Annotated in this window: 23 protein-coding genes; 7 read left to right on the forward strand and 16 right to left on the reverse strand. The window is 65.5% G+C overall.

The window, feature by feature from the left end:
- Positions 1-81: 81 nt before the first annotated feature.
- From IVB48_RS14390 to IVB48_RS14400, 3 genes are all read right to left on the reverse strand, one after another.
- Positions 82-411 (reverse strand): hypothetical protein, encoded by a 330-nt coding sequence (locus tag IVB48_RS14390; protein ID WP_197031123.1) that lies wholly within the window; start codon positions 409-411, stop codon positions 82-84.
- A gap of 407 nt (positions 412-818) precedes the next feature.
- Positions 819-1,421, reverse strand: a complete 603-nt coding sequence (locus tag IVB48_RS14395; RefSeq protein WP_247400479.1) for a DUF2147 domain-containing protein — start codon at positions 1,419-1,421, stop codon at positions 819-821.
- 116 nt (positions 1,422-1,537) lie between these two features.
- Positions 1,538-2,566 (reverse strand): NAD(P)/FAD-dependent oxidoreductase, encoded by a 1,029-nt coding sequence (locus IVB48_RS14400; RefSeq protein WP_247287394.1) that lies wholly within the window; start codon positions 2,564-2,566, stop codon positions 1,538-1,540.
- A gap of 182 nt (positions 2,567-2,748) precedes the next feature.
- On the opposite strand from IVB48_RS14400, the gene IVB48_RS14405 reads away from it, so the two are divergent.
- Positions 2,749-3,216, forward strand: coding sequence for a thioesterase family protein (locus IVB48_RS14405; protein ID WP_007602045.1), 468 nt, complete (start codon positions 2,749-2,751; stop codon positions 3,214-3,216).
- 13 nt (positions 3,217-3,229) lie between these two features.
- On the opposite strand, the gene IVB48_RS14410 is transcribed toward IVB48_RS14405, so the two are convergent.
- Positions 3,230-3,550 (reverse strand): 2Fe-2S iron-sulfur cluster-binding protein, encoded by a 321-nt coding sequence (locus tag IVB48_RS14410; RefSeq protein ID WP_007602043.1) that lies wholly within the window; start codon positions 3,548-3,550, stop codon positions 3,230-3,232.
- Between the two features lie 166 nt (positions 3,551-3,716).
- On the reverse strand, positions 3,717-4,091 hold the full coding sequence (locus tag IVB48_RS14415) for an Hpt domain-containing protein (RefSeq protein ID WP_027566855.1): 375 nt from the start codon (positions 4,089-4,091) through the stop codon (positions 3,717-3,719).
- 396 nt (positions 4,092-4,487) lie between these two features.
- Here IVB48_RS14415 and IVB48_RS14420 point away from each other — a divergent pair, with 396 nt between their 5' ends.
- Positions 4,488-10,196 carry a negative regulator of septation ring formation gene (locus IVB48_RS14420; RefSeq protein ID WP_247400480.1) on the forward strand — a complete coding sequence of 1,903 codons (5,709 nt, stop codon included), beginning with the start codon at positions 4,488-4,490 and terminating at the stop codon, positions 10,194-10,196.
- Between the two features lie 202 nt (positions 10,197-10,398).
- Here IVB48_RS14420 and IVB48_RS14425 read toward each other — a convergent pair whose 3' ends face one another.
- The 3 genes from IVB48_RS14425 to IVB48_RS14435 are packed head-to-tail and all read right to left on the reverse strand — an operon-like array spanning position 10,399 to position 13,200.
- Complete coding sequence (locus IVB48_RS14425; RefSeq protein WP_027566853.1) at positions 10,399-11,277, reverse strand: MlaD family protein; 879 nt, start codon at positions 11,275-11,277, stop codon at positions 10,399-10,401.
- Positions 11,278-11,293: 16 nt separating this feature from the next.
- On the reverse strand, positions 11,294-12,064 hold the full coding sequence (locus tag IVB48_RS14430) for an ABC transporter ATP-binding protein (protein WP_247400481.1): 771 nt from the start codon (positions 12,062-12,064) through the stop codon (positions 11,294-11,296).
- Positions 12,065-12,066: 2 nt separating this feature from the next.
- A complete protein-coding gene (locus tag IVB48_RS14435; RefSeq protein WP_247287397.1) occupies positions 12,067-13,200 on the reverse strand; it encodes an ABC transporter permease in 1,134 nt (377 codons plus the stop codon).
- A 143-nt stretch (positions 13,201-13,343) separates the two neighbouring features.
- Here IVB48_RS14435 and dgcA point away from each other — a divergent pair, with 143 nt between their 5' ends.
- Positions 13,344-14,339 carry an N-acetyl-D-Glu racemase DgcA gene (gene dgcA / locus IVB48_RS14440; protein ID WP_247400482.1) on the forward strand — a complete coding sequence of 332 codons (996 nt, stop codon included), beginning with the start codon at positions 13,344-13,346 and terminating at the stop codon, positions 14,337-14,339.
- Here dgcA and IVB48_RS14445 read toward each other — a convergent pair.
- Positions 14,309-15,505, reverse strand: a complete 1,197-nt coding sequence (locus IVB48_RS14445) for an MFS transporter (RefSeq protein ID WP_247400483.1) — start codon at positions 15,503-15,505, stop codon at positions 14,309-14,311. The two genes, dgcA and IVB48_RS14445, sit on opposite strands and share 31 nt — an antisense overlap.
- 75 nt (positions 15,506-15,580) lie before the next feature.
- Here IVB48_RS14445 and IVB48_RS14450 point away from each other — a divergent pair, with 75 nt between their 5' ends.
- Positions 15,581-16,960 carry a hypothetical protein gene (locus tag IVB48_RS14450; protein WP_247400484.1) on the forward strand — a complete coding sequence of 460 codons (1,380 nt, stop codon included), beginning with the start codon at positions 15,581-15,583 and terminating at the stop codon, positions 16,958-16,960.
- A gap of 258 nt (positions 16,961-17,218) precedes the next feature.
- Here IVB48_RS14450 and IVB48_RS14455 read toward each other — a convergent pair whose 3' ends face one another.
- Positions 17,219-17,578: a hypothetical protein gene (locus tag IVB48_RS14455; RefSeq protein ID WP_007612410.1), complete on the reverse strand. Its 360-nt coding sequence runs from the start codon at positions 17,576-17,578 to the stop codon at positions 17,219-17,221.
- Between the two features lie 122 nt (positions 17,579-17,700).
- On the opposite strand from IVB48_RS14455, the gene IVB48_RS14460 reads away from it, so the two are divergent.
- Entirely contained in the window at positions 17,701-18,018 is a 318-nt protein-coding gene (locus IVB48_RS14460; RefSeq protein ID WP_247287401.1) for an antibiotic biosynthesis monooxygenase, read from the forward strand.
- 30 nt (positions 18,019-18,048) lie between these two features.
- Here IVB48_RS14460 and IVB48_RS14465 read toward each other — a convergent pair whose 3' ends face one another.
- Entirely contained in the window at positions 18,049-18,492 is a 444-nt protein-coding gene (locus tag IVB48_RS14465; RefSeq protein ID WP_247287402.1) for an RbsD/FucU domain-containing protein, read from the reverse strand.
- A gap of 163 nt (positions 18,493-18,655) precedes the next feature.
- Between IVB48_RS14465 and IVB48_RS14470 the strand changes: the two genes are divergently transcribed.
- Positions 18,656-20,476 carry a caspase family protein gene (locus tag IVB48_RS14470; RefSeq protein WP_247287404.1) on the forward strand — a complete coding sequence of 607 codons (1,821 nt, stop codon included), beginning with the start codon at positions 18,656-18,658 and terminating at the stop codon, positions 20,474-20,476.
- Positions 20,477-20,549: 73 nt separating this feature from the next.
- Here IVB48_RS14470 and IVB48_RS14475 read toward each other — a convergent pair whose 3' ends face one another.
- The 4 genes from IVB48_RS14475 to thiD all read right to left on the reverse strand — a co-directional run bounded on the left by IVB48_RS14475 (position 20,550) and on the right by thiD (position 24,451).
- Positions 20,550-21,533 carry a threonine/serine dehydratase gene (locus IVB48_RS14475; RefSeq protein ID WP_247287406.1) on the reverse strand — a complete coding sequence of 328 codons (984 nt, stop codon included), beginning with the start codon at positions 21,531-21,533 and terminating at the stop codon, positions 20,550-20,552.
- A gap of 63 nt (positions 21,534-21,596) precedes the next feature.
- Positions 21,597-22,640 carry a glycosyltransferase family 1 protein gene (locus tag IVB48_RS14480; protein ID WP_247400486.1) on the reverse strand — a complete coding sequence of 348 codons (1,044 nt, stop codon included), beginning with the start codon at positions 22,638-22,640 and terminating at the stop codon, positions 21,597-21,599.
- Positions 22,641-22,653: 13 nt separating this feature from the next.
- Positions 22,654-23,466, reverse strand: coding sequence for a UDP-2,3-diacylglucosamine diphosphatase (locus IVB48_RS14485; protein ID WP_247287409.1), 813 nt, complete (start codon positions 23,464-23,466; stop codon positions 22,654-22,656).
- Positions 23,467-23,650: 184 nt separating this feature from the next.
- Positions 23,651-24,451: a bifunctional hydroxymethylpyrimidine kinase/phosphomethylpyrimidine kinase gene (gene thiD, locus IVB48_RS14490; RefSeq protein ID WP_247287411.1), complete on the reverse strand. Its 801-nt coding sequence runs from the start codon at positions 24,449-24,451 to the stop codon at positions 23,651-23,653.
- 129 nt (positions 24,452-24,580) lie between these two features.
- On the opposite strand from thiD, the gene IVB48_RS14495 reads away from it, so the two are divergent.
- On the forward strand, positions 24,581-24,826 hold the full coding sequence (locus IVB48_RS14495) for an Lrp/AsnC family transcriptional regulator (RefSeq protein WP_007602021.1): 246 nt from the start codon (positions 24,581-24,583) through the stop codon (positions 24,824-24,826).
- A 24-nt stretch (positions 24,827-24,850) separates the two neighbouring features.
- Here IVB48_RS14495 and IVB48_RS14500 read toward each other — a convergent pair whose 3' ends face one another.
- Positions 24,851-25,780, reverse strand: a complete 930-nt coding sequence (locus IVB48_RS14500; protein WP_247400488.1) for a cytochrome c — start codon at positions 25,778-25,780, stop codon at positions 24,851-24,853.
- Between the last annotated feature and the right edge of the window lie 52 nt (positions 25,781-25,832).

A 25,832-nucleotide genomic window follows, 5' to 3' on the forward strand; every position in this document is an offset into this window, starting at 1 on the left:
CGGACGCTGTCTCGCCGCGCGGATGCGTTGGTGCGAGAGCCTCGTTTCGGCGCTACGCATCGCCTGGGATGACGCTTCCGTTTACGTCATGCTGCCCGGCATGAAGCAGCGCACGCGTGGATGGCCGTCGATATAGTGCTTCCACACCATGGTGCGGCCGATCTTGTTCGGCTCGGTGATGACGGCGCCTTCGGGCACGACGACCCATTCGCCCTCGAGATGCACGCGATAGCGGCCCCTGTCGGATTCCCAGTCGACATCCGCGACCACATAGCCGTCGGCATCCGAGCAGCATTGGCCGTATTCGCTGTGCAGGCTCTCGAACCAGGGCTTTAACGGCGAGTTGGCGTAGCGGCCGTCATCACGCGCCATCGTCGGGGCGGTCAGCAGCACCGTCAGAACCAGCAGCATGGCGGCACGCGGTATTGCACGTCTCATGTCGTCTCCGCGGATCGAGGTCATCGCCGCGGGGCGATAGTTGCCGTCCGCCTCCGCGACTTGGCGAAGGCGTCAAGGATGGCGACTCATTCCCCCAACAGCTTTGCGCATAGCTATGCAAATCCGGCGCCACCGCGCATTCCGGGGAACTACTGGCGCGCGTCCGGCACGCATTGGTCTTTCGACGGGTATGACCGCTGCTCGCGCGCCAAGGTCTCCGCTGTCTCAGCCGGCCGCATCCGCGATTGCGCACGGGGGCCACGGACACCGCGCAAGAACACGGAGAGGCTGCGGCGGACTGGAGTCCCCCGCCTTCGCGAGCAATGACGGCGGTGTGTGGAGCTACGGAAGTCCAGACGGCACAGTGCGCGACGTAGACCCTACTGCTTCGGCGTCGGCGCCATCATCGCGCCGCCCTTCTTCGCCGGCGCCGCAGGCATCGGCTTGGTCGCGGCGGTCGCTTGCGCCGGAAGATATTTCGCGACGATGGCGGGATCGACCTGCGCGATGTTGGTGTCGGGAAGACGCGTCCAGGTTTCGTCCTTGCCGAACAGGGAAATGCCGAGGAAGCCGCGCATCGTCAGGGTCTGCCCATCCGGGCTGACCGTCATCTTGGCCTTCCAGATGTTGCCGTCGCGCGGATTGACCACGTTGCCGCCGTCATACTTCAAGCCGTCGCGCTTCATATCGCGGATAAAGGAGAGCCCGAGCACCGGCGCGTTCTTGCGATCGTCCGTGCATTTCGCGCAGATCTCGTTCGGGTCGTCGCCGGGCCGCGGGAAGGTTTTTGCGATGACACCTTCGAAGATGCCGTTGTGGTCGATGAAGAGGAACCATCCCACCGTCTTGCCGTCTTCGACCTTCTGCCAGAGACCCGCGGCGGTCGGCTGCTGCACTTGCGCCGCAACGGGGCTCACCGCACCGAGCGACATCGCGAGCGCGAGGAGCGAGAACAGCCGAAAGCTGGAAAAGAAAGTCCGCATTATGATCACCTTGCTGAGCCAATCGCCTTGCCAAGCCGCCTACCGCAATGGCCGCAGACTACGGCGATTTCGCGAACTGTTCCAGCACCAGAAACATGGGGCATCGCCCGCCGCCGTCAGTTGACGCCGAGCTTCTTTTGCAGGCTGGAGGACGAGGTCGTGTACTGGAACACGAGCCGCTTCTCCGGATAGACGTAGCGATGGGCTTTTTGCGACATCAGCGCGCCCTCGTGGAAGCCGCACAGGATCAGCTTGATCTTGCCGGGATAGGTGTTGATGTCGCCGATCGCGAAGATGCCTGGCACGTTGGTCTCGAACGCGGACGTCTCGACCGGCACCAGATTGTTCTCCAGCGCGATGCCCCAGTTCGCCACCGGACCGAGCTTCATGGTCAAGCCGAAGAACGGCAGCATGGTGTCGCAGGTGATTTCGGTCACGCTGTTGTCGTTGCCCTTGACGGTGGCGCCGCTCAGCTTGCCCTCGCTGCCCGACAGCGCGGTGACCTGGCCGAGGCGCAGATCCATCTTGCCGGCGGCGACCAGCGCGCGCATCTGCTCCACGCTGTGGGGCGCGGCGCGAAAATCGTCGCGACGGTGCAAGAGCGTGATGCGCTTGGCGATCGGATGCAGATTGAGCGTCCAGTCGAGCGCGGAATCGCCGCCGCCCACGATCAGCACGTTCTTGTCGCGGAACGTTTCCATCTTGCGCACGGCGTAGTGCACCGAGCTTCCTTCATAGGCTTCGATCCCCGGCACCGGTGGACGCTTGGGCTGAAACGAGCCGCCGCCGGCCGCGATCACCAGCACCTTGCATTCGAACACCTTGCCGGCGTCCGTGGTGCAGCGGAACAGGGGATCGCCGATCTTCTCCACGGTCTCGATCATCTCGCCGAGATGGAAGGTCGGATGGAACGGCTTGATCTGCTCCATCAGCGCGTCGGTGAGGCCCTGCCCCGAAACCTGCGGAATGCCGGGAATGTCGTAGATCGGCTTTTCCGGATAGAGTTCTGCGCACTGGCCGCCGACCTTGTCGAGGATGTCGACGAAATGCGTCTTCATGTCGAGAAGGCCCAGTTCGAAAGCGGCGAACAGACCGCAGGGGCCGGCGCCAATAATCAACACATCGGTTTTGATCGCGTCGCTCATGTCGTCTCTTTATCGGTCGATATCGGTGGGACGGCGCCCTGTGGGCCGAGGTGACCCTGCCTGTCTAGCCAACGGGGATGGATCAGGGAAGGCATAAAAGCGGGAGCGCCCCGCAGCCGGCCCCACTTGCCGGGTCAGGATAACTGGGCTGTAACCAGCAACGATATGACGGAGATCAATCGGTGAACGCACCAAGCCGCCTCGATACGACGCCGCGCCTGGAGGACTATCCTTTTCGCCTCAGCGACAACGTCCGCTTCGGCGATCTCGACCCCAATCAGCACGTCAACAACGCGGTCTACGCCACCTATTTCGAAACCGGCCGCGTCACGCTGATGAAGCTCCCGGAATACGGCCTGACGCCGCCCGGACTTGCCTGGATCATGGTGCGGCTCGACATCCATTTTCGCGCGGAGCTGCACTGGCCGAACACGATCGAGCTCGGCCTCGGCGTCGCGAAGCTGGGACGAACGTCGGTGACGTTCGAGCAGGTGGTGTTTTCGGAAGGGAAGTGCATTGCATCGGCGACATCGGTCGCCGTGATGATCGACGAGGCGTCGCGCCGGCCAACGCCACTGATCGCGGAAGTGCTCGAGAAGCTCAGGCCCTGGCACAAGCGCGGCATCGAGGTCGCGCCGCCGAGCACATGAATAGCTAAGAGAGTTAGGCCTGGCGTTCCGGCGTCGCCACCACGAGGCCGTCGAGATCGTCGGAGACCTTGATCTGGCAGGACAGGCGCGAGTTCGGGCGCACGTCGAAGCCGAAGTCGAGCATGTCCTCTTCCATCGGCGTCGGGCTGCCGACCTTCTCGCGCCACGCTTCGTCGACATAGACATGGCAGGTGGCGCAGGCGCAGGCGCCGCCGCATTCGGCCTCGATGCCGGGAATGCTGTTGCGGATGGCGGCTTCCATCACAGTCGCGCCGTTCTCGACGTCCACCGTACGGGTTTCGCCCTTGTGATCGACAAAGTGAATTTTGGCCATGTGTGCTCGTGCTGCCGCGATCTAGGGAATGAAGGAGGGTCCGGGCTGTCCTATAACGGGTCGGTCAGCCCGGCGCCATAGCGTTTTGTTGAAGTCGAGAATACCGCTTCGCGGGAAGAAAACCCGTCAAAACAAAAGACTAGAGCAGGGGTCTGGCCCTGTCGCCCTAAGGGTTGAGGATTGCCTCGATGGCGACGCGCGCCTCGGTCACCGCCTCTTTCAGCGCGGCGAAGGCGTGAGGCCGGCCTTGGCCGGTCTGAATCGCAGTCTCCAGGCTGGCTGCGGCATCCGCCACCGCAAAGGCGCCGATCCCGCGCGCCGAGCCCTTGAGCTTGTGGGCGAGTGCGCCAGCCTCGGCCGGCAGCGCTGCCATTGCCGCGATCAGGCGCACCGCCTGCTCGGCAAACATCGTCAGCACTTCCTGTTCCAGCTCGGAATCGCCGAGCGTCATGCGGGAGAGATGATCGAGGTCGAGCGGGCTGTCGATGGGTGCAAGCGGGGGCGAGGGCATCCAGTCCATCCGTTGCAGTTCAGGCGTCATGGCGCAGGCCCCGGCATCGCGCGATGTCCGCCGGTCTGGCGGTCAAGTTCCCTCCACCCAAGCACGGAAATGGTTAACGAAATGTTCCGGCTGCTTTACGCAAATCTGCCTGCTTGTTGACGAAAAGTTGCCGCAATCCGCCGAGTTCGGTGGAGAATTGCATTTATTGCTAAGGCCTTACGGCACGTTCCTGTTAACGATGATTAAGAATGTCTTAATCGCGGGCATTTCATTCGCGACGCTCTGCCAATAGGATGTTGGAGAAATTGGCGGACAAGCCGTCCGGGTGGGGATGGCTCGGAGATCCGCGCAAGCGGCATGATCCGGACTGTGGGCTTGCGTAGCGCGCAGAGCTCGCGGGGGGACGCGTACAAGTAACGAGGGCTCGGACTGAACATGGCAAACACTCCGAAAAAGGTCAAAGACCCCACAGAAGATGCGCTTTCTGCAATCCAGGAAGCCCTGAACATCAGCGACACGGCCGCGGACACCAGCCGCAACGCCTCGATGCGCAGCGAAACGTCGCCCCCCGTCGCGCCACCGGCGCCCCCGATGTTCGACGAACCGAGCTTCGACGCGCGCCCCGCCGCGAACGAACGCGCGATGTTCGACCAGATCGAGGAGCCGCGCTCCTCGCGCCGCGCCGCCAATGACGACCGTGCGACCATCGGCCAGCTCTTGCAGACGTTGCAGACGGGACGCCCGACCCGCAACATCTACACCGGCGCGACAATCTTCACCGTCATCTGGCTGGCGGCCTGCGCCGCGCTGACGGTCGGCTTCCTGCCTTCGATCCAGGCGGCGATGGGCCAGAGCGGCGGCGTGTTGGCCATTGCCGGCCTCGTCACGATGTTCTTCGCGCCGATCATGCTGTTCTTCTTCCTGGCGAGCCTCGTCTGGCGCGGCCAGCAAATGAGCTCGGTCGCGCAGGCTATGGCCCAGGTTGCGATCCGCTTCTCCGAGCCGGAAGGCTCGGCTTCGGATTCCATGGTGACCGTCGGCCAGGCCATCCGCCGCGAGGTTGCGGCGATGGGCGACGGCATCGAGCGCGCCATCGCGCGCGCCGGCGAGCTCGAGACGCTGGTCGCCAACGAGGTCGCGGCGCTCGAACGCGCCTATTCCGACAACGAAGTGCGCATCCGCGCCCTGCTCCAGGACATCGCGCATCAGCGCGACAATCTGGTCGGCCAGGCCGAGCAGGTCCGCAGCGCCATCTCCGGCGTGCAGATCGATTTGCGCCATGACATCGCGCTGATCTCGGACGCGATCGCCTCGCGCGTCGACGAGGTCGCCAAGTCCATCACCGGCGCGCTCGAAGAGCGCGGCGCCCACATCACCGGTGCGCTCAGCAACGCCGGCGACAACATGATCCTCGCGCTCGGCGAGCGCGGCGGCGACCTGCTCGACCGCCTCGAGGAGGCCAGCAACGAGACCACGCGCGCCGTGCTCGACGCCAGCGAGCGGCTGACTACCAGCCTCAATTTCAAGACCGGCCACGTTCACGACGAGTTCGTCGATCTCGCCGACCGCGTCCACGAAATGCTGAACGAGCGCATCGACCGCATCACCGGCGAGTTCGAGCAGCGCTCCGCCGCGATCGTCGACGGCATCTCCGAGCGCACCGAGCAGGTGCACGACAGCCTGAAGAATTCGTCGGACTCGCTGCTGCTCGAGCTCGAGCTGCGCTCCAACGACCTCTCCGCCAAGATCGACGACGCCGGCAACCGCCTCGCCGGCCACATCATGACCTCCGGCGACAAGGCCAGCGAAGCGCTCGACGCCACTGTCAACACGCTGGTCGCCAAGGTCGTCAGCCAGACCGAGACCGCGCACGACTCGCTCTCGCTCCAGATGAGCGCCTTCGATGAGCTGGTGAAGAACCAGGGCACCGAGCTGGTCGAGAAGTTCGCCCGCGACTCCGGCACGCTGGGCGCGCTGATCACCCGCCACATCTCCGAGTTCGACCGCACCGTGAAGACCTTCGGCGGCGAGATCGTCGATCGGATGGGCCAGCGCACGCAGGACATCCATGAGTCGCTGAAGACCTATGTCGACAATTTCGACACCCGCTTCACCTCCAACGGCGGCGCGATCACGGCTGTGCTCGACCAGCGCCTGGTGCAGTTCGAGACCACGATCGGCGAACGTGTCACCAACCTCGACGCCTCGCTGAACGGCAAGATCTCCAGCCTCGATTCTACGATCGACGGTCACATCAAGACCTTCGACGAGCAGCTCGTCGGCCGCGTCGCCGCGCTCGAACAGTCGTTCGATACCCGCGCGAAGTCGGTCACCGAGACCATCGACGGACGGCTCAACACCCTCGCCTCGTCGCTGACCGACGGTGCCGCGCAGGCGATCCAGTCGATCGACTCCCGCCTCACCCACCTCACTTCCTCGCTGACCGATGGCGCGTCTCAGGCGATCGAGACCATCGACAACCGCCTCAACCACCTCACGATCTCGCTGACCGATGGCGCATCGCAGACCATCCAGTCGATCGACACGCGCCTCACGCATCTGACGACCACCCTCACCGGCGGCGCGTCGCAGGCGCTCGAATCCATCGACACGCGCCTCACCTACCTGACCACCGCGGTGACGAACGGCGCCTCGCAGGCCGTGCAGTCGATCGATACCCGCCTCACCCTCCTGACCTCGACACTCACGGACGGCACCGCCCAGGCGGTCGAGGCGGTCGACCGCCGCATCACCGGCGTCACCGAGATCATCGACGGCCGCAGCATGCACCTGACCGACACGGTCACTGCGCGCTTCCAGGACATCCAGCAGGCCATCGAGACCAAGGTCGGCTCGGTCGCCAGCGACATCGACGTGCGCGTGGCGCAGTTCGAGGACCTGCTCGGCTCGCGCGTCGAGGCCGTCGCCGGCCGCATCGAGAGCAGCGGACGCCAGGCCAGCGAGGACATGATGTCCCGCGCCGAGATGATCTCGACCGCGATCCGCTCGCATGTCGAGGACGCCGAGCGCTCGCTCACCAATCTCGTGGTCAACACCAGCGAGACCATCCAGACCGGTGCGCGCACCGCGCAGCAGTCGCTGATGACGGTCTCCTCCGACGTCAACGCCCAGCTCAAGATGACCTCCGCCGAGGTCGAGCGCGCGCTGACCGCGGTCGGCACCGGTGCCGCGAACTCGATCCTGACCAGCGCCCGCGAAGCGCAGTCGACGCTGGTCGCGGCCTCGGGCGATGCCTCCAACCAGATCAAGGGGCTCGCGGCCGACGTCGAACGCACGCTGTCGTCGGCAGGCTCGGCGACCGCCGCCTCGATCCTGGCCGGTGCCCGCGAGGTGCAGACCACGCTCGTCACGGCGTCCTCGGACGCGGCCAACCACGTCAAGACCCTCACCGCCGACGTGCAGCGTTCGCTGTCCATGGCCGGGACCACCACGGCGGAATCGATCACCGCCGGCGCCCGCGATGCGCAGAGCACGCTGATCGCGGCCTCGAGTGAGACCGCCAACCAGATCAAGGCGCTGTCCTCGGACGTGCAGCGCTCGCTCTCGATGGCTGGCACCGCGACGGCAGAGACCATCATGACCGGCGCCCGCGAAGCCCAGAGCACGCTCGTCAACGCGTCCTCGGATGCGGCGAGCCAGGTCAAGTCCCTCGCCGCCGAAGTGCATCGCTCGCTCTCGCAGGTCGGTCAGTCGACCGCCGAGACGATCACGACCAGCGCCCGCGATGCCCAGAGCACCCTGCTGGCGGTCTCCGCCGAACAGACCGGCCAGGTTCGTTCGCTGGCGGCCGAGATGCAGCGCGCGCTGGCGACCGCCGGCGGCGCCACCATCGAGGCGCTCACGAGCGGCGTACGCGAAGCCCAGGGCACGCTGATCTCCGCCTCGACAGACGCTGCAAGCCAGATCAAGTCGCTGACCATAGACATCGAGCGCACGCTGACCTCGGTCGGCGCCGACACCGCCTCGACCATCCTCAACAGCGCGCGTGAGGCGCAGACCTCGCTGACCTCGACCTCGGCGGATGCCGCAAGCCAGATCCGCACGATCTCGAGCGAGATCGAGCGTACGCTGAGCACGGCCACCGCGAACGCGACCAACGACATCCAGACCAGCGCACTCAACGCCCAGAACGCGTTGATCAACGCCTCCAACGAGGCGAGCTCGCGCGTCAAGTCGAGCTCGGCGGATGTCGAGCGCTCGGTGCTCGCCGCCAGCAGCAGCTTCGGCCAGGCCATGACCGGCAAGACCGACGAGATCGTCACCTACGTGCAGCAGCAGTCCGACCGTCTCGCCAACATGATCGACGCCAAGCGCGGCTCGCTCGTGGACGCGATCGGCTCGAAGACCAGCCAGCTCACGCTCGACATCGACCGCGTCACGTCCGACGCGCTGAAGTCGATCGAGACGCGCGGACATGCGTTCTCGCAGACGATGATGGGCAACGGCTCCGAGGTGGCGCGGACCATCAACTCGGCGAGCGAGATGGCGACGGGTGCCGTCAACAAGTCGCTCAAGGACCTCGAGCAGGCCTCCCGCGCGGCAATCGACCAGTCGCGCCAGGTCTCGATCGCGGCCGTCACCGAGATGCAGGAGACCAGCAAGATCCTGCGCACCGACACGGTCGCCCTGTTCGAGCGCCTGCGCGAAGGCAACATCCTGCTCCAGGAGGTGCTGACCGGTGCGCACGACAACCTCAACTCGCTCGAGCGGGCGCTGGTGACGCGCGTCGCCGACTTCGTCTCGGCGATGAACGACGTCACTTCGCGCAACGGCGCTGCGACGCAGAACCTGGAAGACCAGCTCAACGTCTTCAACAGCAAGACCACGCGGGCACTTCAGGATCTCGGCGAGCTGTCGACCCAGTTCGACGCGCACGGCAAGGCACTGGTCGAGGCCGCGCAGGTCGTCGAGCAGAGCAACAAGAACACCACCGCCTCGCTCGCCGAACGCAAGGAGGCGTTGGAATCGCTCGTCACCACGATCGACCTGCGCACCGCCGATCTCGACCAGCGCCTGTCGCGCTTCACCGGCCTGCTCGATGAATCGCTGGCGGCCGCCGAAGAGCGGGCCCGCGACATCGCCCGCGTCGTCGCGGAGACCGCCGGCGCCGGTTCCGCCGCGATCACCCGCCAGTTCGAGGCGGTGCGGTCGGCCTCCGAAGAAGAGCACCGGCAGACCGTCGAGGCCATGCACGACATCTACCGCCAGACCACCGACGAGGCGGATGCGATGTTCAAGCAGTCGACCGAGAAGTTCACCAACCTCGTCTCCAGCATGAAGCAGATGGCGTTCGAGATGCACAACGAGCTCGAAGCCACCCGCAACGAGCTGCGCCGCGGCGTGCTCGAGATGCCGCAGGAGGCCGCCGAGAGCACTGCGCAGATGCGCAAGGTGATCGTCGACCAGATCGAGGCCCTCGCCGAGCTCAACCGCATCGTGGCCCAGCACGGCCGTGGTCTCGACGTCTCCACGACGGGCCGCGCCAGCGTGCAGCGGCAGGAAGAGCCGATGCTGGCGGCCGTCGGCGCGCGCAGCACCGAGACGCGCATGCGCGAGAGCGCCAGCGCCTCGACGCTGCCGCCGCCGGACCTCGGCATGCCGGCCTCCTCGCGCCGCACCGAAGCGCCGCCGGTGGCGCCGGCCGGCAACGACCAGGGCCGCGACGGCTGGTTGTCGGACCTCTTGAGCCGCACGGACGCCAACCAGGGTGCGCCTGCCGGACGTGAGCCGCAGCGCGGCCGCCAGGCTGCACCGGCTCCGCAGCCGCAGGCTCCGCAAGGTGGCGGCAATCCGCTGGAATCCTTGTCGCTCGACATCGGCCGGCTGATGGACCGCAACCTCGCCTCCGAGATGTGGGACCGCTACCAGCGCGGCGAGAACAAGGCCTTCACCAAGCGCCTCTACACGCCCGCCGGCCAGAAGGCCTTTGACGAGGTCGCCCGCAAGTATCGCTCCGACCGCAACTTCAAGGCCACGGTCGACCGCTATGTCGCCGAGTTCGAACGCCTGCTCGACGAAGTCGCCCGCGACGGCCGCGGCCCGCAGGAGCTGCGCAACCATCTGACCTCCGAGACGGGCCTGGTGTACACGCTGCTCGCGCACGCAGCGGGCCGGCTGGGGTAAGCGGTTCGCAGCGATAGCGAACAGCGAATGAAAAACGGAGCCCTCGCGGGCTCCGTTTTGTTTTGGGGAACGTCGCTGCGCCTCTACTCGTCATTGCGAGGAGCTCTTGCGACGAAGCAATCCAGACTGCTTCTGCGAGGCAGTCTGGATTGCTTCGCTTCGCTCGCAATGACGAAGGAGAGGGTCGAGTGCAACGCGCCTACTACCGCCTGCGCTCCGGCACGGCGGGCTTCGGCGGCTCGGGCGGCGGTGGCGGCGCGGCTGGCGGCGCGTTGTTGCTGGCGCCGAACAGGACGCGGGTCGGGTTGCGGTCGAAATTGTTGACGGCGCGGCTGATGTCGCCGAGCGTGCGGCGGCCGTCGGTCATCAATGCGCCGGAGCGCTTGTCGAAATCGTCGGCCAGTTCGCGGATCGACTTCACCGCCAGAAACAGCTCGCCGCCGTCCTTGCCGCCGGCGAGCGTGTTGAGGCCGAGCATGAGGCTGTCGGCCTTGAGCATGACGCCGTCGACCTTGGCCATCACGCCGTCGATCTTCTCCGAATTGCGGGCGAGCGAGTTGGTGAAGGTCTCGAGATTCTTCAGCGAGTTCTTCACCGACTCCTGATTGTCGGCGACGATCTTGTTGATGTTCTGGAGCGTGCCGCGGATCGCCTCGGTGACGTCCTGGAGCTTGTTGGGATCGGCCGTCAGCGTGGGGATGCCGTCCTCGTCGAGCGGCGGCGACGGCGCGGCCTCCTCGCCGCCCTTGAGCGAGATCGCGGCGACGCCGGTCAGGCCCTGGAATTCGAGGCCGACCAGGGTGTCCTTGCGGATCGGGGCGTTGTTCTCGACCATGGCGAGTGCGACAACCCGCCGCGGGTTGTCGAGCTTCACCGAGACCACCTCGCCCACCCGGATACCGTTGAAATTGACACTGCCGCCGTTGCGCAGGCCCGCAGCCGGGCCCTCGAACACGACGCGCAGGGGGCTGCGCTGCTTGGTCGTGTGCAACGACTGAAACCACAGCACGAAGCCGATCGCGGCGGCGATCACCGCCAGCGTGAACGACCCGATCAGCACGTAATTTGCGCGCGTTTCCATCAGCTACTCCGGCACCTCAGCCCATCACCGCGCGAGCGCGCTTGCCATGGAAATATTGCCTCAGCCAGGGATGCTGCGAGGCCTGCATGTCGGCGATCGACCCTGCCGCAATGATCTTACCGTTGCCTAAAACGGCGATGCGGTCACATGCTGTGTAAAGGCTATCGAGGTCGTGGGTTACCATGAAAACGGTCAGCCCCAAAGTCCGCTGCAACGTCCTGACCAGCTCGTCGAAGTCGCCGGCGCCGATCGGGTCCAGGCCCGAGGTCGGCTCGTCCAGGAAGACGAGATCCGGGTCGAGCGACAGCGCGCGCGCCAGCGCCACGCGCTTGATCATGCCGCCCGACAGTTCAGAGGGAAAGCGATCGGCGACCTCAGGCTTGAGACCCACCATGGTGAGCTTGGCGATGGTGATCTCGTCCATCAGCCGCTGCGACACCCGCAGATATTCGCGCATCGGAAACTGGATGTTCTGCCGCACCGTGAGCGAGGAGAACAGCGCGCCCTGCTGGAACAGCACGCCCCAGCGCCGCTCCACATTGCGACGCTGCGACGTATTGGAGGCATCAAGGTCGACGCCGAACACCTCGATGCTGCCTGCGACCTTCGGCACGAGGCCGATGATCGTGCGTGTGAGCACGGACTTGCCCGCGCCGGACGGGCCGACGAAGCCAAGAATCTCGCCGCGCTTGACGTCGAGGTCGAGCCCGTCGAGCACGCGCGTCGCGCCGAATTGCACGGTGATGTCGCGGACGCGAATGATCGGGTTCTGAATTTCGGGAGCCATCGTTACATCCCGATCGCGGCGAAGAAGATGGCGAACACGCCGTCCATGACGATGACGAAAAAAATGCCTTTCACGACAGACGACGTCGTGTGCTGCCCGAGCGATTCCGCGCTGCCCTGCACCGCGAGCCCCTCGACGCAGGCGACGATGCCGATCACCGCGGCCATGACAGGTGCCTTGACGATGCCAACGATGAAATGGTCGATCGAGATGGCGTCGCGCAGCCGCAGCAGGAAAGCCTCCGGCTGCACGCCGCCATAGAGCCACGCGACCAGACCGCCGCCATAGAGCGCGGCCATCGCGCCGAGAAAGGCCAGGATCGGCAGCGCGAGAACGAGCGCGAGCATGCGCGGCAGCACCAGCACCTCGATCGGATCGAAACCCATGGTGCGCAGCGCGTCGATCTCCTCGCGCATCTTCATCGAGCCGAGTTCGGCGGTGTAGGCGCTGCCCGAGCGGCCCGCGACCATGATCGCGACCAGCAGCACGCCGATCTCGCGCAGCACCAGCACGCCGAGCATGTCGACGACGAACAGGTCGGCGCCGAACCTGCGGAAATGGAAGATGCCCTGCTGGGCGATGATGCAGCCGATCAGGAAGGTGATCAGCACCACGATCGGCACGGCGCGCCAGCAGACCTGCTCGAGATGATGCACGGTCGAGGTCAGGCGGAACGAGCGCGGATGAATTAGGGTGCGCGCGACCGCCGCGAGCACCGCGCCGAGCATGTCGATCAGGCCTGCGACCGTGCCGGCAACACCGGCCACGGCCCGGCCGATCTGCTCCAGCATGCCGGTGATGGTGATCGTGCTGGCGTCGATGACGGGTGTCGCCCTGACCCGTCGCACCTCGTCCACGAGGCTCGAATAATTGGCGGACAGCCCCGCGATCTGCGCCTCGACGGCGCCCTGCGTCAGGCTGCGGCGCAGCCGCTCGATCAGCCAGGCACCAAAGGTGTCGAGCTTGGAGACCTCGGAAACGTCGATGAAGATGCTTTGTGGGCCGCCGGCAAGCTTCTCGGCGTCAGCCACCATCCGCTCCAGGACCGGCGCGAAGCTCGCGGTCCAGGTTCCGGTGGCGCAGAGTGCCAGCGCATTGCCCTTCGCAATCCGTTCCAGCTTCGGATCGCCGTTCAAGATGTCCGCTCCCGTGCCGGGGCGCGAGAAACGGATGAAATCAGATGGTTGCGCACGCGCCCTTACCCAGAGAAGGTATCCCCAACTGGTTAACCTTAGTTGCTAGAGGTAACCAGCAGGTTCAGATTTCGCCAGAGTTCAAAATGACTTCCAGCAAAGTTCCTGCCCTTGCCGCGCGAATCGAGCGCTTTCCCATCGCGGGCAGTTTCACCATCAGCCGGGGCGCCAAGACCGAGGCCGTGACGGTCGTGGCAGAGGTCAGCCGGGACGGCCTGACCGGCCGCGGCGAATGCGTGCCCTATTCCCGCTATGGCGAGACGCCCGAGGCGACCCTTGCCGCCGTCCAGGCCATGCAGGCGGCCGTGGCCCGCGGCCTCACCCGCCAGGCCCTGCAAGCCGCCATGCCGCCTGGAGCGGCCCGCAATGCCCTGGATTGTGCCCTGATCGATCTGGAAGCCAAGACGGCCGGCGTGCGGGCCTGGAGCCTGCTCGACCGCCCGGCGCCGGGGGAGCGCACCACGGCCTACACGATCTCGCTGGGCACGCCCGAGGCCATGGCGGCGGCGACCGCCAAAGCGGCGCACCGGCCGCTGCTCAAGATCAAGCTCGGCGGCGACGGCGATCCGGAGCGGATCACGGCGGTGCGCGAGGCGGCGCCCGAATCCGAGTTGATCGTGGATGCCAACGAGGCCTGGACCGAGGCCAATCTGGAGCACAATCTTGCCGCCTGCGAGGCCGTCGGCGTCACCTTGGTCGAGCAACCGTTACCCGCCGGCAAAGACGACGCGCTGGCGCGGATCAAGCGGCCGCTCGTGGTCTGCGCCGACGAAAGCGTGCACGACCGCAACTCGCTCGCAGCCTTGCGCGAGCGCTACGACGCCGTGAACATCAAGCTCGACAAGACCGGCGGCCTCACCGAAGCGCTGGCGATGGCCGATGCCGCTCAGGCGCTCGGCTTCGAGATCATGATCGGCTGCATGGTCGCGACCTCGCTGTCGATGGCGCCTGCGATGCTGGTGACGCCGCAAGCGCGCTTCGTCGATCTCGACGGCCCGCTGCTGCTGGCGCACGACCGCGATCATGGCCTGCGTTATGATGACAGCCTGGTCTATCCGCCGGACTCGTCGCTCTGGGGCTGAGCTTTCAGCCGGTGCCGCGCCGACCAGATCACAAGCGCGCCGCCGGCGGCCATCGCCGCCATGACGTAATAGAGGCCGTCGCCAATGCGGGCGTAGATCGCGCCTGACACGATCGAGGTGGTCGCACCCAGCAGCCCGTTGCACGCGGCGTAATAGCCCTGCCCCCGCGCGATCTGATGCGACGGCACGCGCTGCACCAACAGGCTCATCGTGCCGAGAATGGTCATCCCGAAGGTCAGGCCGTGGCCGAGTTGCACGACCGCCAGCAGCGCAAGCGGCGGATCATGCGCGGTGACGACCCAGCGCACGACCGCGCTCGCGCCTCCGATCGCCATGAGCGCGGACGGATGCAGCGAGAAGCGCGGCGACAGCGCGAACACGATGATCTCGGCGATCACCCCCAACGTCCAGAGGCCCGCGATCGTCAGCCCGCCGAGGCCCTGGACCTGCCAGTTAATGGCCGAGAACGTATAATACGCGACGTGACTGCCCTGGATCAGCGCGGCCGAAACGATGATGGCCCAGAAGCCGGCATCGCGCAGCAGCGCCTTGCTGGCGTGGACCGCCGTCGTCCTTCGCCTGACATCGTCGAGCGGCTGCAGCAGCATGCCGGCGGCGACCGCAACAACAGCCCAGGCGACGATGATCCAGATCAGATCGCGCGCCGCGATATGGTCCACGAGATAGCCGCAGGCGAGCGAGCCGGCCGCGAAGGCTGCCGAACCCCACAGCCGTACCGGCCCGTAATCGAGCCCGTAGCGGGCGACGCCACGCAGCGCATAGGCGTCGGTTAGCGGCATGGTCGGCGTCCACATCATGCAGGTCAGCGCATAGATCAGGAACAGCGCCAGCGGCTGCTGCTGCAAGCCGACCGCCGTGAACCCGATCGCCGTCGCCAGCACGGAGATCATCATGCCGGCGCGAATCGCATGTCGCTTTTCGGCAAAGGCGGTGATCTGCGGCAGCGTGGTGAAGCGTGTCATCGCCGGCAGCGCGTTGATGAGGCCGATCCAGGCCGCGTCGATACCGATCGCCTTCAGCCATACGGGAAAGAACGGCAGATGCGTTCCCGACACCGCGAACACCGCCGAATAGAACAGCGCGAGGCTGACGGCGAATCGCCGCTTCCGAGATGCTGCGATGGGGATTTGTGATTCGCCTGCCATCAAACCAATTGCGATTCGGCCGATATCGTGGTGATCGTTACAGTAACGCGTACTGATTTGCGCGACGAGATTGACATGGCCAACGAAGCATTCGCCCTCTCGCCTATGTCTGCCCGTGCGGCCGAGCCGAACGAGCAGGATTACGACGCGATCCGCGAAGCCTTCATGGAGACCGCGCGCGGCCGCTGGTTCCTTGGCGAATATGCCAAGCGCAACCGCAATGCGGATACCCGCATGGTGCTCGACGCGGTCGCGAAAATCGAAGAAACCCTTGCGGCACAGCGCCAACCCGTCGTCGAGGATCGGCTGCCCGAGGCGCTGGTCGCGATCCGGCACGCGATCCGCGAAGCCGAGACGATCGCGATCGCGGCGTTCGATCCCGGGGCGATCGAGGCGAGCCTCGCGCCGATCCCGCGCGGCCTGCGCATCATCAAGGAGATCTCCTGGCGCTGGCGCGAGATCGGCGCCGACGGGCGAATCTGCGACCTGATTGATTCGCAGCTCGCCTCCATCGAGGCGGCCTGCGCGCAGGTTTCGACCATCGACCCCCGCGCCGACCTCAAGGCCGCATTCGATCTGCTCAAGGAGCGGATCGACCAGACCGACGCCGACGCAACGCCGCAGCCCGCGCGCCCCTCGCCGGCTCCGGTGCAGGAGGCACCCTCGCCCGTTGCGGAAGCTCCGCCTGCGGAGGCCGTGCCTGCGGCGATGGCCAGCGAAGCAGCCGTGGCTTTTGCGGAGGCGCCGCAGGACATCGCAGAGGCGATCGAGCCCGAAGCAGCCGTGGAGACGGCTGGCGTGGCTGACACCTTCTCTATTGCCGAGCAGGCGACGGACGCCGCCCTGGAGCAGGCGACCCTCGCCGAGAGCCGGATCGCGCCTGAAGACATCGCTTTTGAAGAGCCGGCCACTGAGGCCTTCGCGGAAGTGACGGACGAATTTTCGCTCGATGCCGCCGCCGAAGCCGAGGACGAAGCCATCCTCGAGGCCATCGCGCTGGAGATGGCCGCGCCAGATCCGGAATTCGACGAGATCATCGAACCGGTCGAGATGGAAGCGACGGTTCCGGAGCCGGTCGTTGCGGAGGCCGCAGCGCCCATCGCAGCCGAGATACCGGAGCCGATCGCACCCGAGCCAGTCGCCGCCGCAGCGATCGTGGAGGAGCCTGTAGAGGAAGCGCCGATCGCGATGGAATCGCTGGCGCGCCTCACCAACGCCATTGCGGAAGCCGCCGCCGAAGTGATGGAGCAGCCGGCGCCGGTGATGGTCGCCACCGCGACATTCGGCGCGGCGCAGGCCACGACGCTGCCGATGCCCTCGCCGGTTCCGGAAGCCTCGCTCGGCGCCACCATCCTCGCCAGCGGCATCCTGCAAAAGCCCCGCGCCGCCGCCAACGACCCCATGGCGCCCATCCGCCGCATGACCCAGGCCGAGAAGATCGCGTTCTTCTCGTAAGGGGGACGCCTGCTCGAGTATCCCGGACGAGCGAAGCGCAGACCCGGGACCCAGGAGCCACAGCCTCCGTCGCAACATGTGCCCCGGCTCTGCAGCGCACCGTCGAAGAGACGCTGCGCTGCGTCCAGGGCACAAGAGCGGGTGAGGAAAACACTCTCTCCTCGACGTCATTGCGAGCGCAGCGAAGCAATCCAGAATTTGTCCGCGGAGGCACTCTGGATTGCTTCGCTACGCTCGCAATGACGGAGGCTCAGCCCATCATCCGCAATTCCACACCGCACCGATCGGCGTCCGCGTCCAGCATGGCCCAAAACTGCCGCCATTGTAGCGGCCGCCGCCGAAGCCGGGCCGGCCGAAATAGCGCCACTCACCATCCCAGCCGTAATATTGCGGGACCGGATCGATGTACCAATGGCGCCGGTCGCTAGGCGACATCCGCCGCATCGCTTCCTTCTGCTTGTAGAGCGGAATGCTGTTGCTCAGCGGCTGGCGATAGCCGGGCAGGAAGCCATAGCCATGCCAGGCTTGCTTGGGACGCTTTTGGATCGAAGCAGCCGGCGCGACAGCCGGCAGCAGCGACAGGACAATAGCGACAGATAGACACATAAGGCGCGACATGGACCGACCATAAACAGTCGGATGCCGGCAGGCCATTCAAATTCGGGTGGGCGATGTAACAAAGCCCATCCCGAAACCGAAGAGATCGAGAACGGAAATCCATCACCGAGGGTCAAGGAAACATGATTGGTGAAGTGATTGTCATTGGCGATCTGCAATTGCGTGACGGCGCCTCTGTCGGCGAACACGACCGACTCGGCGAGCGCATGTACGACATCGTCAGCCGTCTTCCCGGCTTTCTGTCGGTCAAGTCGTTCAAAGCCGACGACGGCGAGGAGCTCACCGTGTTCCGTTTTGCCTCGGAGGAAGCGCTCGAAGCCTGGCGCACCCACCCCGAACATGTCGAGACGATGAAGCGGGGACATGCCGAGTTCTACGCCAGCGGCTTCCTGCAAATCTGCAAGGTGATCCGCGAGGTCGGACCGTTCGAGCACGCGTGACGCAGTCTCGCATCGTTCGATCGTGCGCTTCTAGCTGATCACACCCTTCCTGATCAGGAAGCATCCGTAACTGCTGCTGTCGCCGACCTGCACGACGCCAAAGCTCGCCGCCGCCGCGCGATAAAAATCCGGCCGGGAGAGTTTTCCGGGCGTGACCGGCCGGCCGGCGGCGCGTTCGATCTCGGCGAGCACCGCGCGCTGCACGTCGGGGACGCGATCGGGATCGTCGACCGGCATCATCACGCGCACCGGATCGGGATCGAAATCGTCGAGCGGATAGACCGACATGATGGCGCGGATCGCGGTCTCCATGCTCATGCCCGGCAACTGGATCAGGCGCCGCGAGTGCGTGCTCTGCGCGATGCGTGCCGCCGGGTGATTGGCATCGACGAAAACGAGGTCGTCGCCATGGCCCATCGAAGCCAGCAGCCAGAGCAGGTCGGGCGTGAGGATCGGATCGATCGATTTCAGCATGTGACGACTGTCCTCCCATCGTGCACCCACCCCGGCGGGTTCCAAGCGTGATTCAGATCACGCAGCCTACCATGGTGATGGCGATCACGGACCTCAAACTCGAACGCGGCCAAGCTCCCGGGCAACCAATCTCGTATCGAGATCAGTGCCAAAGGAGCACGCCATGTTCCGCCTAAAACCTTTCCTGATGACGGCCAGCCTGCTGGGAAGCCTGTTCGGCTTCGCCTGCGGCCCTGTTTCCGCGCAAGTCGCTCCGGTCGAGCCGGCCCCCACCGCGCTGCAAGGCCCGGAACAGCGCGTGGCGCTGGTGATCGGCAATTCGAACTACCAGAACGCGCCGCAGCTCGCCAACCCCGACAATGACGCGGAGTCCATGGCGAAATTCCTGAATTCGGCCGGGTTCGAAGTGGTCGCCGCGACCGACCTGACCCAGAACGACATGCTTCGCGTGGTGCAGGACTTCTCCGCCAAAGTGTCGGCGCGCGGTCCGAACACGGTGGCGATGGTCTACTACGCCGGTCACGGCGTGCAGCTCGCCGGCGAGAATTACCTCGTTCCCGTCGACGCCAAGGTCTCGAGCCAGACCGAGCTCGTCAACAACTCCGTCCGTCTGGTCGACGTGATGTCGACGCTGGAGACGATCCCGAGCCGCATGCGCATCGTCATTCTCGATGCCTGCCGCAACAACCCGTTCCCGAACGTGAATGATGCCGGCCGTGGTTTGGCCATCGTCGATGCCCCGAACGGTTCGATCGTCGGTTACTCGACTGCGCCGGGCGCGGAAGCGCAGGATGGCACCGGCGGCCACAGCCCCTACACGCAGGCCTTCCTGAACGTCGCGCGCGAGCCCAATGTGCCAATCGAGCAGCTGTTCAAGCGCGTGCGCCTCGAAGTGAACCAGACCACCAGCGGCGCGCAGATCCCGTGGGAGAGCTCGTCGCTGACGTCCGACTTCACCTTCTTCGGCGACACCGCCGTTGCCGCCAACCGCGCGCCGGTGAATGCGCCTGTGGTGCAGATGGCCTCCAACCTGCCGAGCCGCTCGACCCGCCAGGCCTATGACTACGTGGTGTCCGAAGCCCGCCCGGAGTACTATCAGGAGTTCATCACGATGTATCCGCACGACCCGCTGTGCGATCACGTCCGCTGGCTGCTCAACAACCTGCTGCTCACGCAGGCCTGGCACAAGACGGTGCTCGCGAACTCGCCGGTCGCCTACAAGAACTTCTACGACAGCTACGGCAACACGCCCTATGCGCAGGTCGCGCTGAAGCTCCAGATGCAGCCGAAACAGATCCCCTTGATGCAGGCGACCAAGTTCCTGGCGCCGCAGAATATCGCCCCGACCGTCAAGATCGGCAATCTCGGCCAGCCCAAATACATGCCGCTGCAGCAGGGTAATGGCGGCGCGCAAGTGAACGGCAATTTGTCGATCGTGCAGAAGTCGGGCGACAACAACGGCATCGGCAAGCTCGGCAATGGCGGCCAGATCGTCAACCTGCCGGCGGGCAACAACCAGCCGAACGGCACGCCGTCGCAGACCCCGGGCAAGATCGTGACCCTGCCCGCGCCGACCAACACCACCAACAACAATGGCGGCGTCGGCAAGATCGTGACGCTGCCTGCGACCAACAAGACGCCGAACGGTACTGCTAACGGCACGACCAATGGCACGACCAATGGCACGACCAATGGCACTCCTGGCAAGATCGTGAGCATGCCGGTGAATGTCGGCAAGGGTGGCACGAGCATCGATACGAAGCCCGTCAAGGTTCAGACGCAGAACAACCCGATCCGCATCGACAACGGCGCGAAGATCAACAACAACCCCGTGAACAAGGTGCAGGTGCAGAACAACACCCGCCCGCAGTTCAACACGACCAACCGGATCGTCAATAATAGCGGCAGCAACAACTTCCGGCAGTCGATGAACCAGAGCCCGGGCGGTAACGGCGGCAACAACCACCGCGGCTTCATGCACTGATCGCGGTCGGCCACACACGATAAAGGGCAGAGCGGTGACGCTCTGCCCTTCTTCATGTCAGAAGATTGGATTATCAGGCCACCAGCTCGGCAAACAGATCGGCGTCGACATTGCCGCCGGAGAGCACGATGACGACGTTCTTGCCGGCAACTTCGAGTCGCCCCGCAAGCAGCGCGGCCAGGCCGACCGCTCCGCCCGGCTCCACCACGAGCTTCAGCTCGCGATAGGCAAACGCGACGGCCGCGCCGACTTCCTTGTCCGAGGCGGTCACGCCGCGCGCGAGCAGCTTGCTGTTGATCGCGAACGTCATCTCGCCGGGGATCAGGGCCATCAGCGCATCGCAGATAGTGCGGCCTGCCGGCCCGTGCGGCTCGCGATGACCTGCGGTCAGCGACAGGCCGTGATCGTCGAAAGCCTCGGGTTCGGCGACGACGATTTGCGCCAGCGGATAGCGCGCCTTCACGGCCGTCGCGACGCCCGCGATCAGACCACCGCCGGAGGCCGGCGCCACCACGATGTCAGGGGCGAGACCAAGTGCCGCCATGTCCTCGGCGATCTCGCGGCCGGCGGTGCCTTGGCCGGCGATCACGAAGGGATCGTCATAGGGCCTGACCAGCGTTGCGCCGCGCTTCTCGGCGATGCCGCGCGAGATCGCCTCGCGGTCGTCGCGGTCGCGGTCGTACAGCACGACCTCGGCACCGTAGGATTTGGTGCGCTCGCGCTTCGACAACGGCGCATCCGCGGGCATCACGATGGTCGCCTGCATGTCGAGGATCTTGGCCGCCGCCGCCACGCCCTGGGCGTGATTGCCGGAGGAGAACGCCACCACGCCGCCGGCGCGCTTGTGCTGCGGGATCGAGGCGACCTTGTTGAAGGCGCCGCGGAACTTGAACGAGCCGGTGCGCTGAAGCATCTCCGGCTTGAGATAGACCTTTGCGCCGACGCGTTCGTTGAGCACGGGAAAGGACAACAGCGGCGTACGGACGGCGAAGGGTGCGATCACGCGCGCTGCGGCATCGATATCGGCAGGGCCGATCGGGAGGAGCTGTTCTGTCATGCCTGATGTTATCGCGGCGGAGGAGGCGCGGGCAAGGCATCTCCGCGCGAGCATTCTGGGCTCTCAGGCGACGAATCGCGCCGGCTCCGCCCCGTTCCGGCCCGGCAGCACCGCGCCGACCGCCAAAATGCTGTCGATAAAGGCCCGGGCCGAGGCCTCCCAGGTGTAGTTGGCGGCGAATTCGACACAGTCCTGCCGGGAGATGTCCAGCGCGGCGAAGCAGGCGCTGCGCAGATCGTGATCGAGCGCGCCGACCGGCGCATCGCCGATCACGTCGCGGGGCCCCTTCACCGGAAGCGCCGCGACCGGCAGGCCGCTCGCCAGCGCTTCGAGCAGGACCAGGCCGAAGGTGTCGGTTTTGCTCGGAAACACGAAGACATCGGCGGCAGCGTAAATGTCCGCCAGTTCCTCGCCGTGCTTTTCGCCGAGGAAGATCGCGTCCGGATGGGCCTCCTCCAGCGCGACACGCGCCGGACCATCGCCGACGATCACCTTGGTGCCGGGCAGGTCGAGGTCGAGGAAGGCCTCGAGATTCTTCTCCACCGCGACCCGGCCCACCGAGAGGAACACCGGCGCCGGCAGGCAGAGATCAATCGCACGGGGATGGAACAAATGGGTGTCGACGCCGCGAGGCCACAGCACGACATTGTCGAAGCCGCGCTCGGTCAGCTCGCTGGCGAGCGCCGGCGTTGCCGCCATCACGGCGCGGCTGGGGCTGTGGAATCGGCGCAGCGCCCGCCAGATCAGCGAGCCCGGCACCGGCACGCGAGCGCGGACATATTCGGGAAAGCGGGTGTGTAAGCTGGTCGTGAAGGGCAGCTTGCGCTGGCGGCAATAGCGGCGGACCATGAGGCCGATCGGCCCCTCCGTCGCGATGTGGATGCTGTCCGCCTGCGCCTCTTCGATCAGCTTCGCGATTCTGCCCGGCCGCGGCATGGCCAGCCGCACGTCCCGATAGCTCGGCATCGCAAAGGTGCGGAACGATTGCGGTGTCAGGTACGAGAATTCGACGTCGAGGCTTTTGGCACCGTCAGCAAGTTTGGTCAGCGTCCGAACCACACCGTTGACTTGCGGGTGCCAGGCGTCGGTCGCGACCAGGATGCGCATCAGGCTGCCTTTGTCATGCAGCTCTGGCTGCAACCTGCGGGACCTGCGCCGGCTTCTCGGCCTGGTCCGCCCAGGTGATGATCTCGAAACGGCCGTCATCGTGCTCGACCAGCGCCGTGCAGCTCTCGACCCAGTCGCCGCAATTCATGTAGCGGATGCCGCCCTCGTCGCGGATCACCGCGTAATGGATGTGGCCGCAGATCACGCCGTCGGCGTCGTGGCGCCGCGCCTCGGCGGCGAGCGCCTGCTCGAATGCGCCGATATAGTTGACGGCGTTCTTGACCTTCTGCTTGGCCCATTGCGACAGCGACCAATAGGGCACCTTGAACATGCGCCGGAAGAAGTTGACGAAGCGATTGAGCTGGATCGCGAAGTCGTAGGCCTTGTCGCCGAGATGGGCGAGCCAGCGTGCGTTCTGCACAACGAGGTCGAAGATGTCGCCGTGGATGACGAGATAGCGCTTGCCGTCCGCGCCGGTGTGGACGGTATTCTCGACCACGTCGATGCCGCCGAAATGCGTGCCGTAATAGTTGCGCAGGAACTCGTCGTGATTGCCGGGGATGTAGATCACCTTGGCGCCCTTGCGCGCCTTGCGCAAAAGCTTCTGGACGAGATCGTTATGCGATTGCGGCCAATGCCAGCTCGATTTCAGCGCCCAGCCGTCGACGATATCGCCGACGAGATAGATCGTGTCGGCATCATGGAAACGCAGGAAATCGAGCAGAAGGTCGGCTTGAGAACCGCGGGCTCCGAGATGAACGTCGGAGATGAACAACGTGCGAAAGCGCCGCTCCGGGCTCTCGTCACTCACATCGTAACTTCCCATGCGCCAGCCTGTAACAATGTCCCGTGACAGGGGGATGACCAATTGAACCTTTGAGGCACCTTCGGAACCGAATCGCGCTTGCCTCGCCCACCCCGCGAATATCAGTCGCATGCGACAATCAGGCGACATGGCGTCGCAGCGGCCTCCGCAAGAACCCGGAGCTGCGGCGCGCTCGCGACCGGCGTCAGTAGAATTTGTGGAAATGATGGATCGGGCCGTGGCCGTGGCCGACGCTGAAGCGATCGGCGGCCGCGATCGCCGCGCTGATCCAGGCCTTGGCTTTGCGCACGGCGCGCTCGAGATCCTCGCCCCTGGCGAGCCCGGCGGCGACCGCCGAGGACAGCGAGCAGCCGGTGCCATGGGTGTTGCGAGTGGCAACGCGCGGCGCGGCCAGCGCGATCGTGGTGCTGGCATCGACTAGATAGTCGATGCTCTCGGCGCCCTCGCCGTGCCCGCCCTTGATCAGGACCGCCCTGCAGCCGAGCGCCAGCAGCCGGCGCCCCTGGCTCTCGATTTCGGCCTCGCTGGCCGCGACCGGTTCGCCGAGCAGAGCCGCGGCCTCGGGCAGATTGGGTGTGATCACCGAGGCCAGCGGCATCAGCTTGATGCGCAGGGCGTCGACGGCTTCGGAGGCGAGCAGGCGATCACCCGATGTCGCCACCATCACGGGATCGAGCACGATATGCCGGGGCGCCCAGCGCGACAGCGCGGCCGCGATCGCATCGATGCTGGCGGCTTGCGCCACCATGCCGATCTTGACCGCGCCGACCTCGAGATCGGAAAACACCGCATCGATCTGCGCGGTGACGAATTCGGCGGGCACCGCGTGAATGCCGGTGACGCCGCGGGTGTTCTGCGCGGTCAGCGCCGTGATGGCGGACGCGCCAAAAACCCCCAGCGCGGCAAAGGTCTTCAGGTCGGCCTGGATGCCGGCGCCGCCGCTCGAATCGGAGCCGGCAATGGTCAGCGCGACGGGCGTTGTCATGGGGCGATCTTCAGCGTTTTCGAAGCCATGGACCGTCCTAGCGCGCCTCCCTCGGCCCAGCAAGTTCGCTTGCTAAATCCGGCCGGGTTTGGCCTATTAGCCGCCAGATATGCTTTCGGAGAGACCGCGATGGTTCCCTTTTTCGTCCAGATCAAATGCAAGCTCGGCCAATCCTATGTAGTCGCCAATGCGCTTGCCGAAGCCGAGATCGCCTCCGAGATCTATTCCACGGCCGGTCAATACGACCTGCTGGTGAAGTTCTACGTCGACAACGACACCGATATCGGCCACTTCGTCAACGAGAAGGTGCAGGTGCTGCCCGGCATCCAGGACACCCTCACCATCATCACCTTCAAGGCGTTTGGCGCGAGTTGACCGTCGAGAAAACGGCGGCCCTGATCAGGCGCCGCCCTCCTTGCGCTTGGGGCGCCGCGGACCGTCCACCGGCGGCAGCGATTTGAGATAGTCCGCCATCGCCGCGAGATCGTCGTCCGGCAATTGCGAGGTGTTCTTGATCACCCGCGTCATCGCGCCCCCGACGCTGTCGCCGTCGGGCAATTCGCCGGTCTTCAGGAAATAGGCAATATCCTTCGCGCTCCACTCGCCGAGGCCCTTCTGGGTGATGTTGGGCACCCATCCCTCGCCTTCCGGATTGGGGCCTCCCGCGAAGCGTTGTCCGGCGATGATGCCGCCAAGCGCGTTGCGTGGGCTGTGGCACTCCGCGCAATGGCCAAAGCTGCTGACGAGATAGGCGCCGCGATTCCACTGCGGCGACTTCGCGCCGTCGGCGACGAAGGGCTTGCCGTCCAGAAATAAGAATTTCCAGATGCCGACGTTGCGGCGGATATTGAACGGAAAGCGCACGTCGTGGTCGCGCATCTTGCCTGCAACGGCCGGCAGCGTTTTCAGGTACGCAAAGAGATCGAGCACGTCCTCGCGCCTGGCGTGCTGATAGGACGTGTAGGGAAAGGCCGGAAAATAATGCCGGCCGTCCGGCGAGACCCCGTGCATCACAGCATTGACGAATTCGGCCTCGCTCCATTTGCCGATGCCGTCGGTCGGGTCGGACGAGATGTTCGGCGCATAGAACGTTCCGAACGGCGACTTGATCGCAACGCCGCCGCCGAGCCTGAGACGATCGGGCTGGTCGGGGACGGCATGGCATGAGGCGCAGCCGCCGGCTTTAAATATCACCTGGCCATTGGCAAGATCAGGGGCGCGGGCGGGCGCGGTGCCAGCGGCCGCCACCACCGGCGCGCTGAGCCACCAATAAACGCCGGCTCCGGCGAGTGCGGCGAGCAGCGCCACGGAGGTTGTTCGTCGCAACATGCGGTCCTTTCGTCGTCGCGGCGAAGCTTATGACCGATGCCCTCGCGGCTCC

This window comes from Bradyrhizobium sp. 76 (genome assembly GCF_023073025.1).
Taxonomy (GTDB): Bacteria; Pseudomonadota; Alphaproteobacteria; order Rhizobiales; family Xanthobacteraceae; genus Bradyrhizobium.

Excerpts from the sequence above, each read along its gene's own strand:
- IVB48_RS14480 (WP_247400486.1), bottom strand. The coding sequence starts at position 22,640 with ATGCGCATCCTGGTCGCGACCGACGCCTGGCACCCGCAAGTCAACGGT.
- IVB48_RS14390 (WP_197031123.1), bottom strand. The coding sequence starts at position 411 with ATGCTGCTGGTTCTGACGGTGCTGCTGACCGCCCCGACGATGGCGCGT.
- IVB48_RS14410 (WP_007602043.1), bottom strand. The coding sequence starts at position 3,550 with ATGGCCAAAATTCACTTTGTCGATCACAAGGGCGAAACCCGTACGGTG.
- IVB48_RS14395 (WP_247400479.1), bottom strand. The coding sequence starts at position 1,421 with ATGCGGACTTTCTTTTCCAGCTTTCGGCTGTTCTCGCTCCTCGCGCTC.
- IVB48_RS14430 (WP_247400481.1), bottom strand. The coding sequence starts at position 12,064 with ATGGCTCCCGAAATTCAGAACCCGATCATTCGCGTCCGCGACATCACC.
- dgcA (WP_247400482.1), top strand. The coding sequence starts at position 13,344 with ATGACTTCCAGCAAAGTTCCTGCCCTTGCCGCGCGAATCGAGCGCTTT.
- IVB48_RS14475 (WP_247287406.1), bottom strand. The coding sequence starts at position 21,533 with ATGACAGAACAGCTCCTCCCGATCGGCCCTGCCGATATCGATGCCGCA.
- IVB48_RS14415 (WP_027566855.1), bottom strand. The coding sequence starts at position 4,091 with ATGACGCCTGAACTGCAACGGATGGACTGGATGCCCTCGCCCCCGCTT.
- IVB48_RS14460 (WP_247287401.1), top strand. The coding sequence starts at position 17,701 with ATGATTGGTGAAGTGATTGTCATTGGCGATCTGCAATTGCGTGACGGC.
- IVB48_RS14420 (WP_247400480.1), top strand. The coding sequence starts at position 4,488 with ATGGCAAACACTCCGAAAAAGGTCAAAGACCCCACAGAAGATGCGCTT.
- IVB48_RS14500 (WP_247400488.1), bottom strand. The coding sequence starts at position 25,780 with ATGTTGCGACGAACAACCTCCGTGGCGCTGCTCGCCGCACTCGCCGGA.
- IVB48_RS14445 (WP_247400483.1), bottom strand. The coding sequence starts at position 15,505 with ATGGCAGGCGAATCACAAATCCCCATCGCAGCATCTCGGAAGCGGCGA.
- thiD (WP_247287411.1), bottom strand. The coding sequence starts at position 24,451 with ATGACAACGCCCGTCGCGCTGACCATTGCCGGCTCCGATTCGAGCGGC.
- IVB48_RS14455 (WP_007612410.1), bottom strand. The coding sequence starts at position 17,578 with ATGTCGCGCCTTATGTGTCTATCTGTCGCTATTGTCCTGTCGCTGCTG.
- IVB48_RS14425 (WP_027566853.1), bottom strand. The coding sequence starts at position 11,277 with ATGGAAACGCGCGCAAATTACGTGCTGATCGGGTCGTTCACGCTGGCG.
- IVB48_RS14400 (WP_247287394.1), bottom strand. The coding sequence starts at position 2,566 with ATGAGCGACGCGATCAAAACCGATGTGTTGATTATTGGCGCCGGCCCC.
- IVB48_RS14470 (WP_247287404.1), top strand. The coding sequence starts at position 18,656 with ATGTTCCGCCTAAAACCTTTCCTGATGACGGCCAGCCTGCTGGGAAGC.
- IVB48_RS14495 (WP_007602021.1), top strand. The coding sequence starts at position 24,581 with ATGGTTCCCTTTTTCGTCCAGATCAAATGCAAGCTCGGCCAATCCTAT.
- IVB48_RS14485 (WP_247287409.1), bottom strand. The coding sequence starts at position 23,466 with ATGGGAAGTTACGATGTGAGTGACGAGAGCCCGGAGCGGCGCTTTCGC.
- IVB48_RS14465 (WP_247287402.1), bottom strand. The coding sequence starts at position 18,492 with ATGCTGAAATCGATCGATCCGATCCTCACGCCCGACCTGCTCTGGCTG.
- IVB48_RS14450 (WP_247400484.1), top strand. The coding sequence starts at position 15,581 with ATGGCCAACGAAGCATTCGCCCTCTCGCCTATGTCTGCCCGTGCGGCC.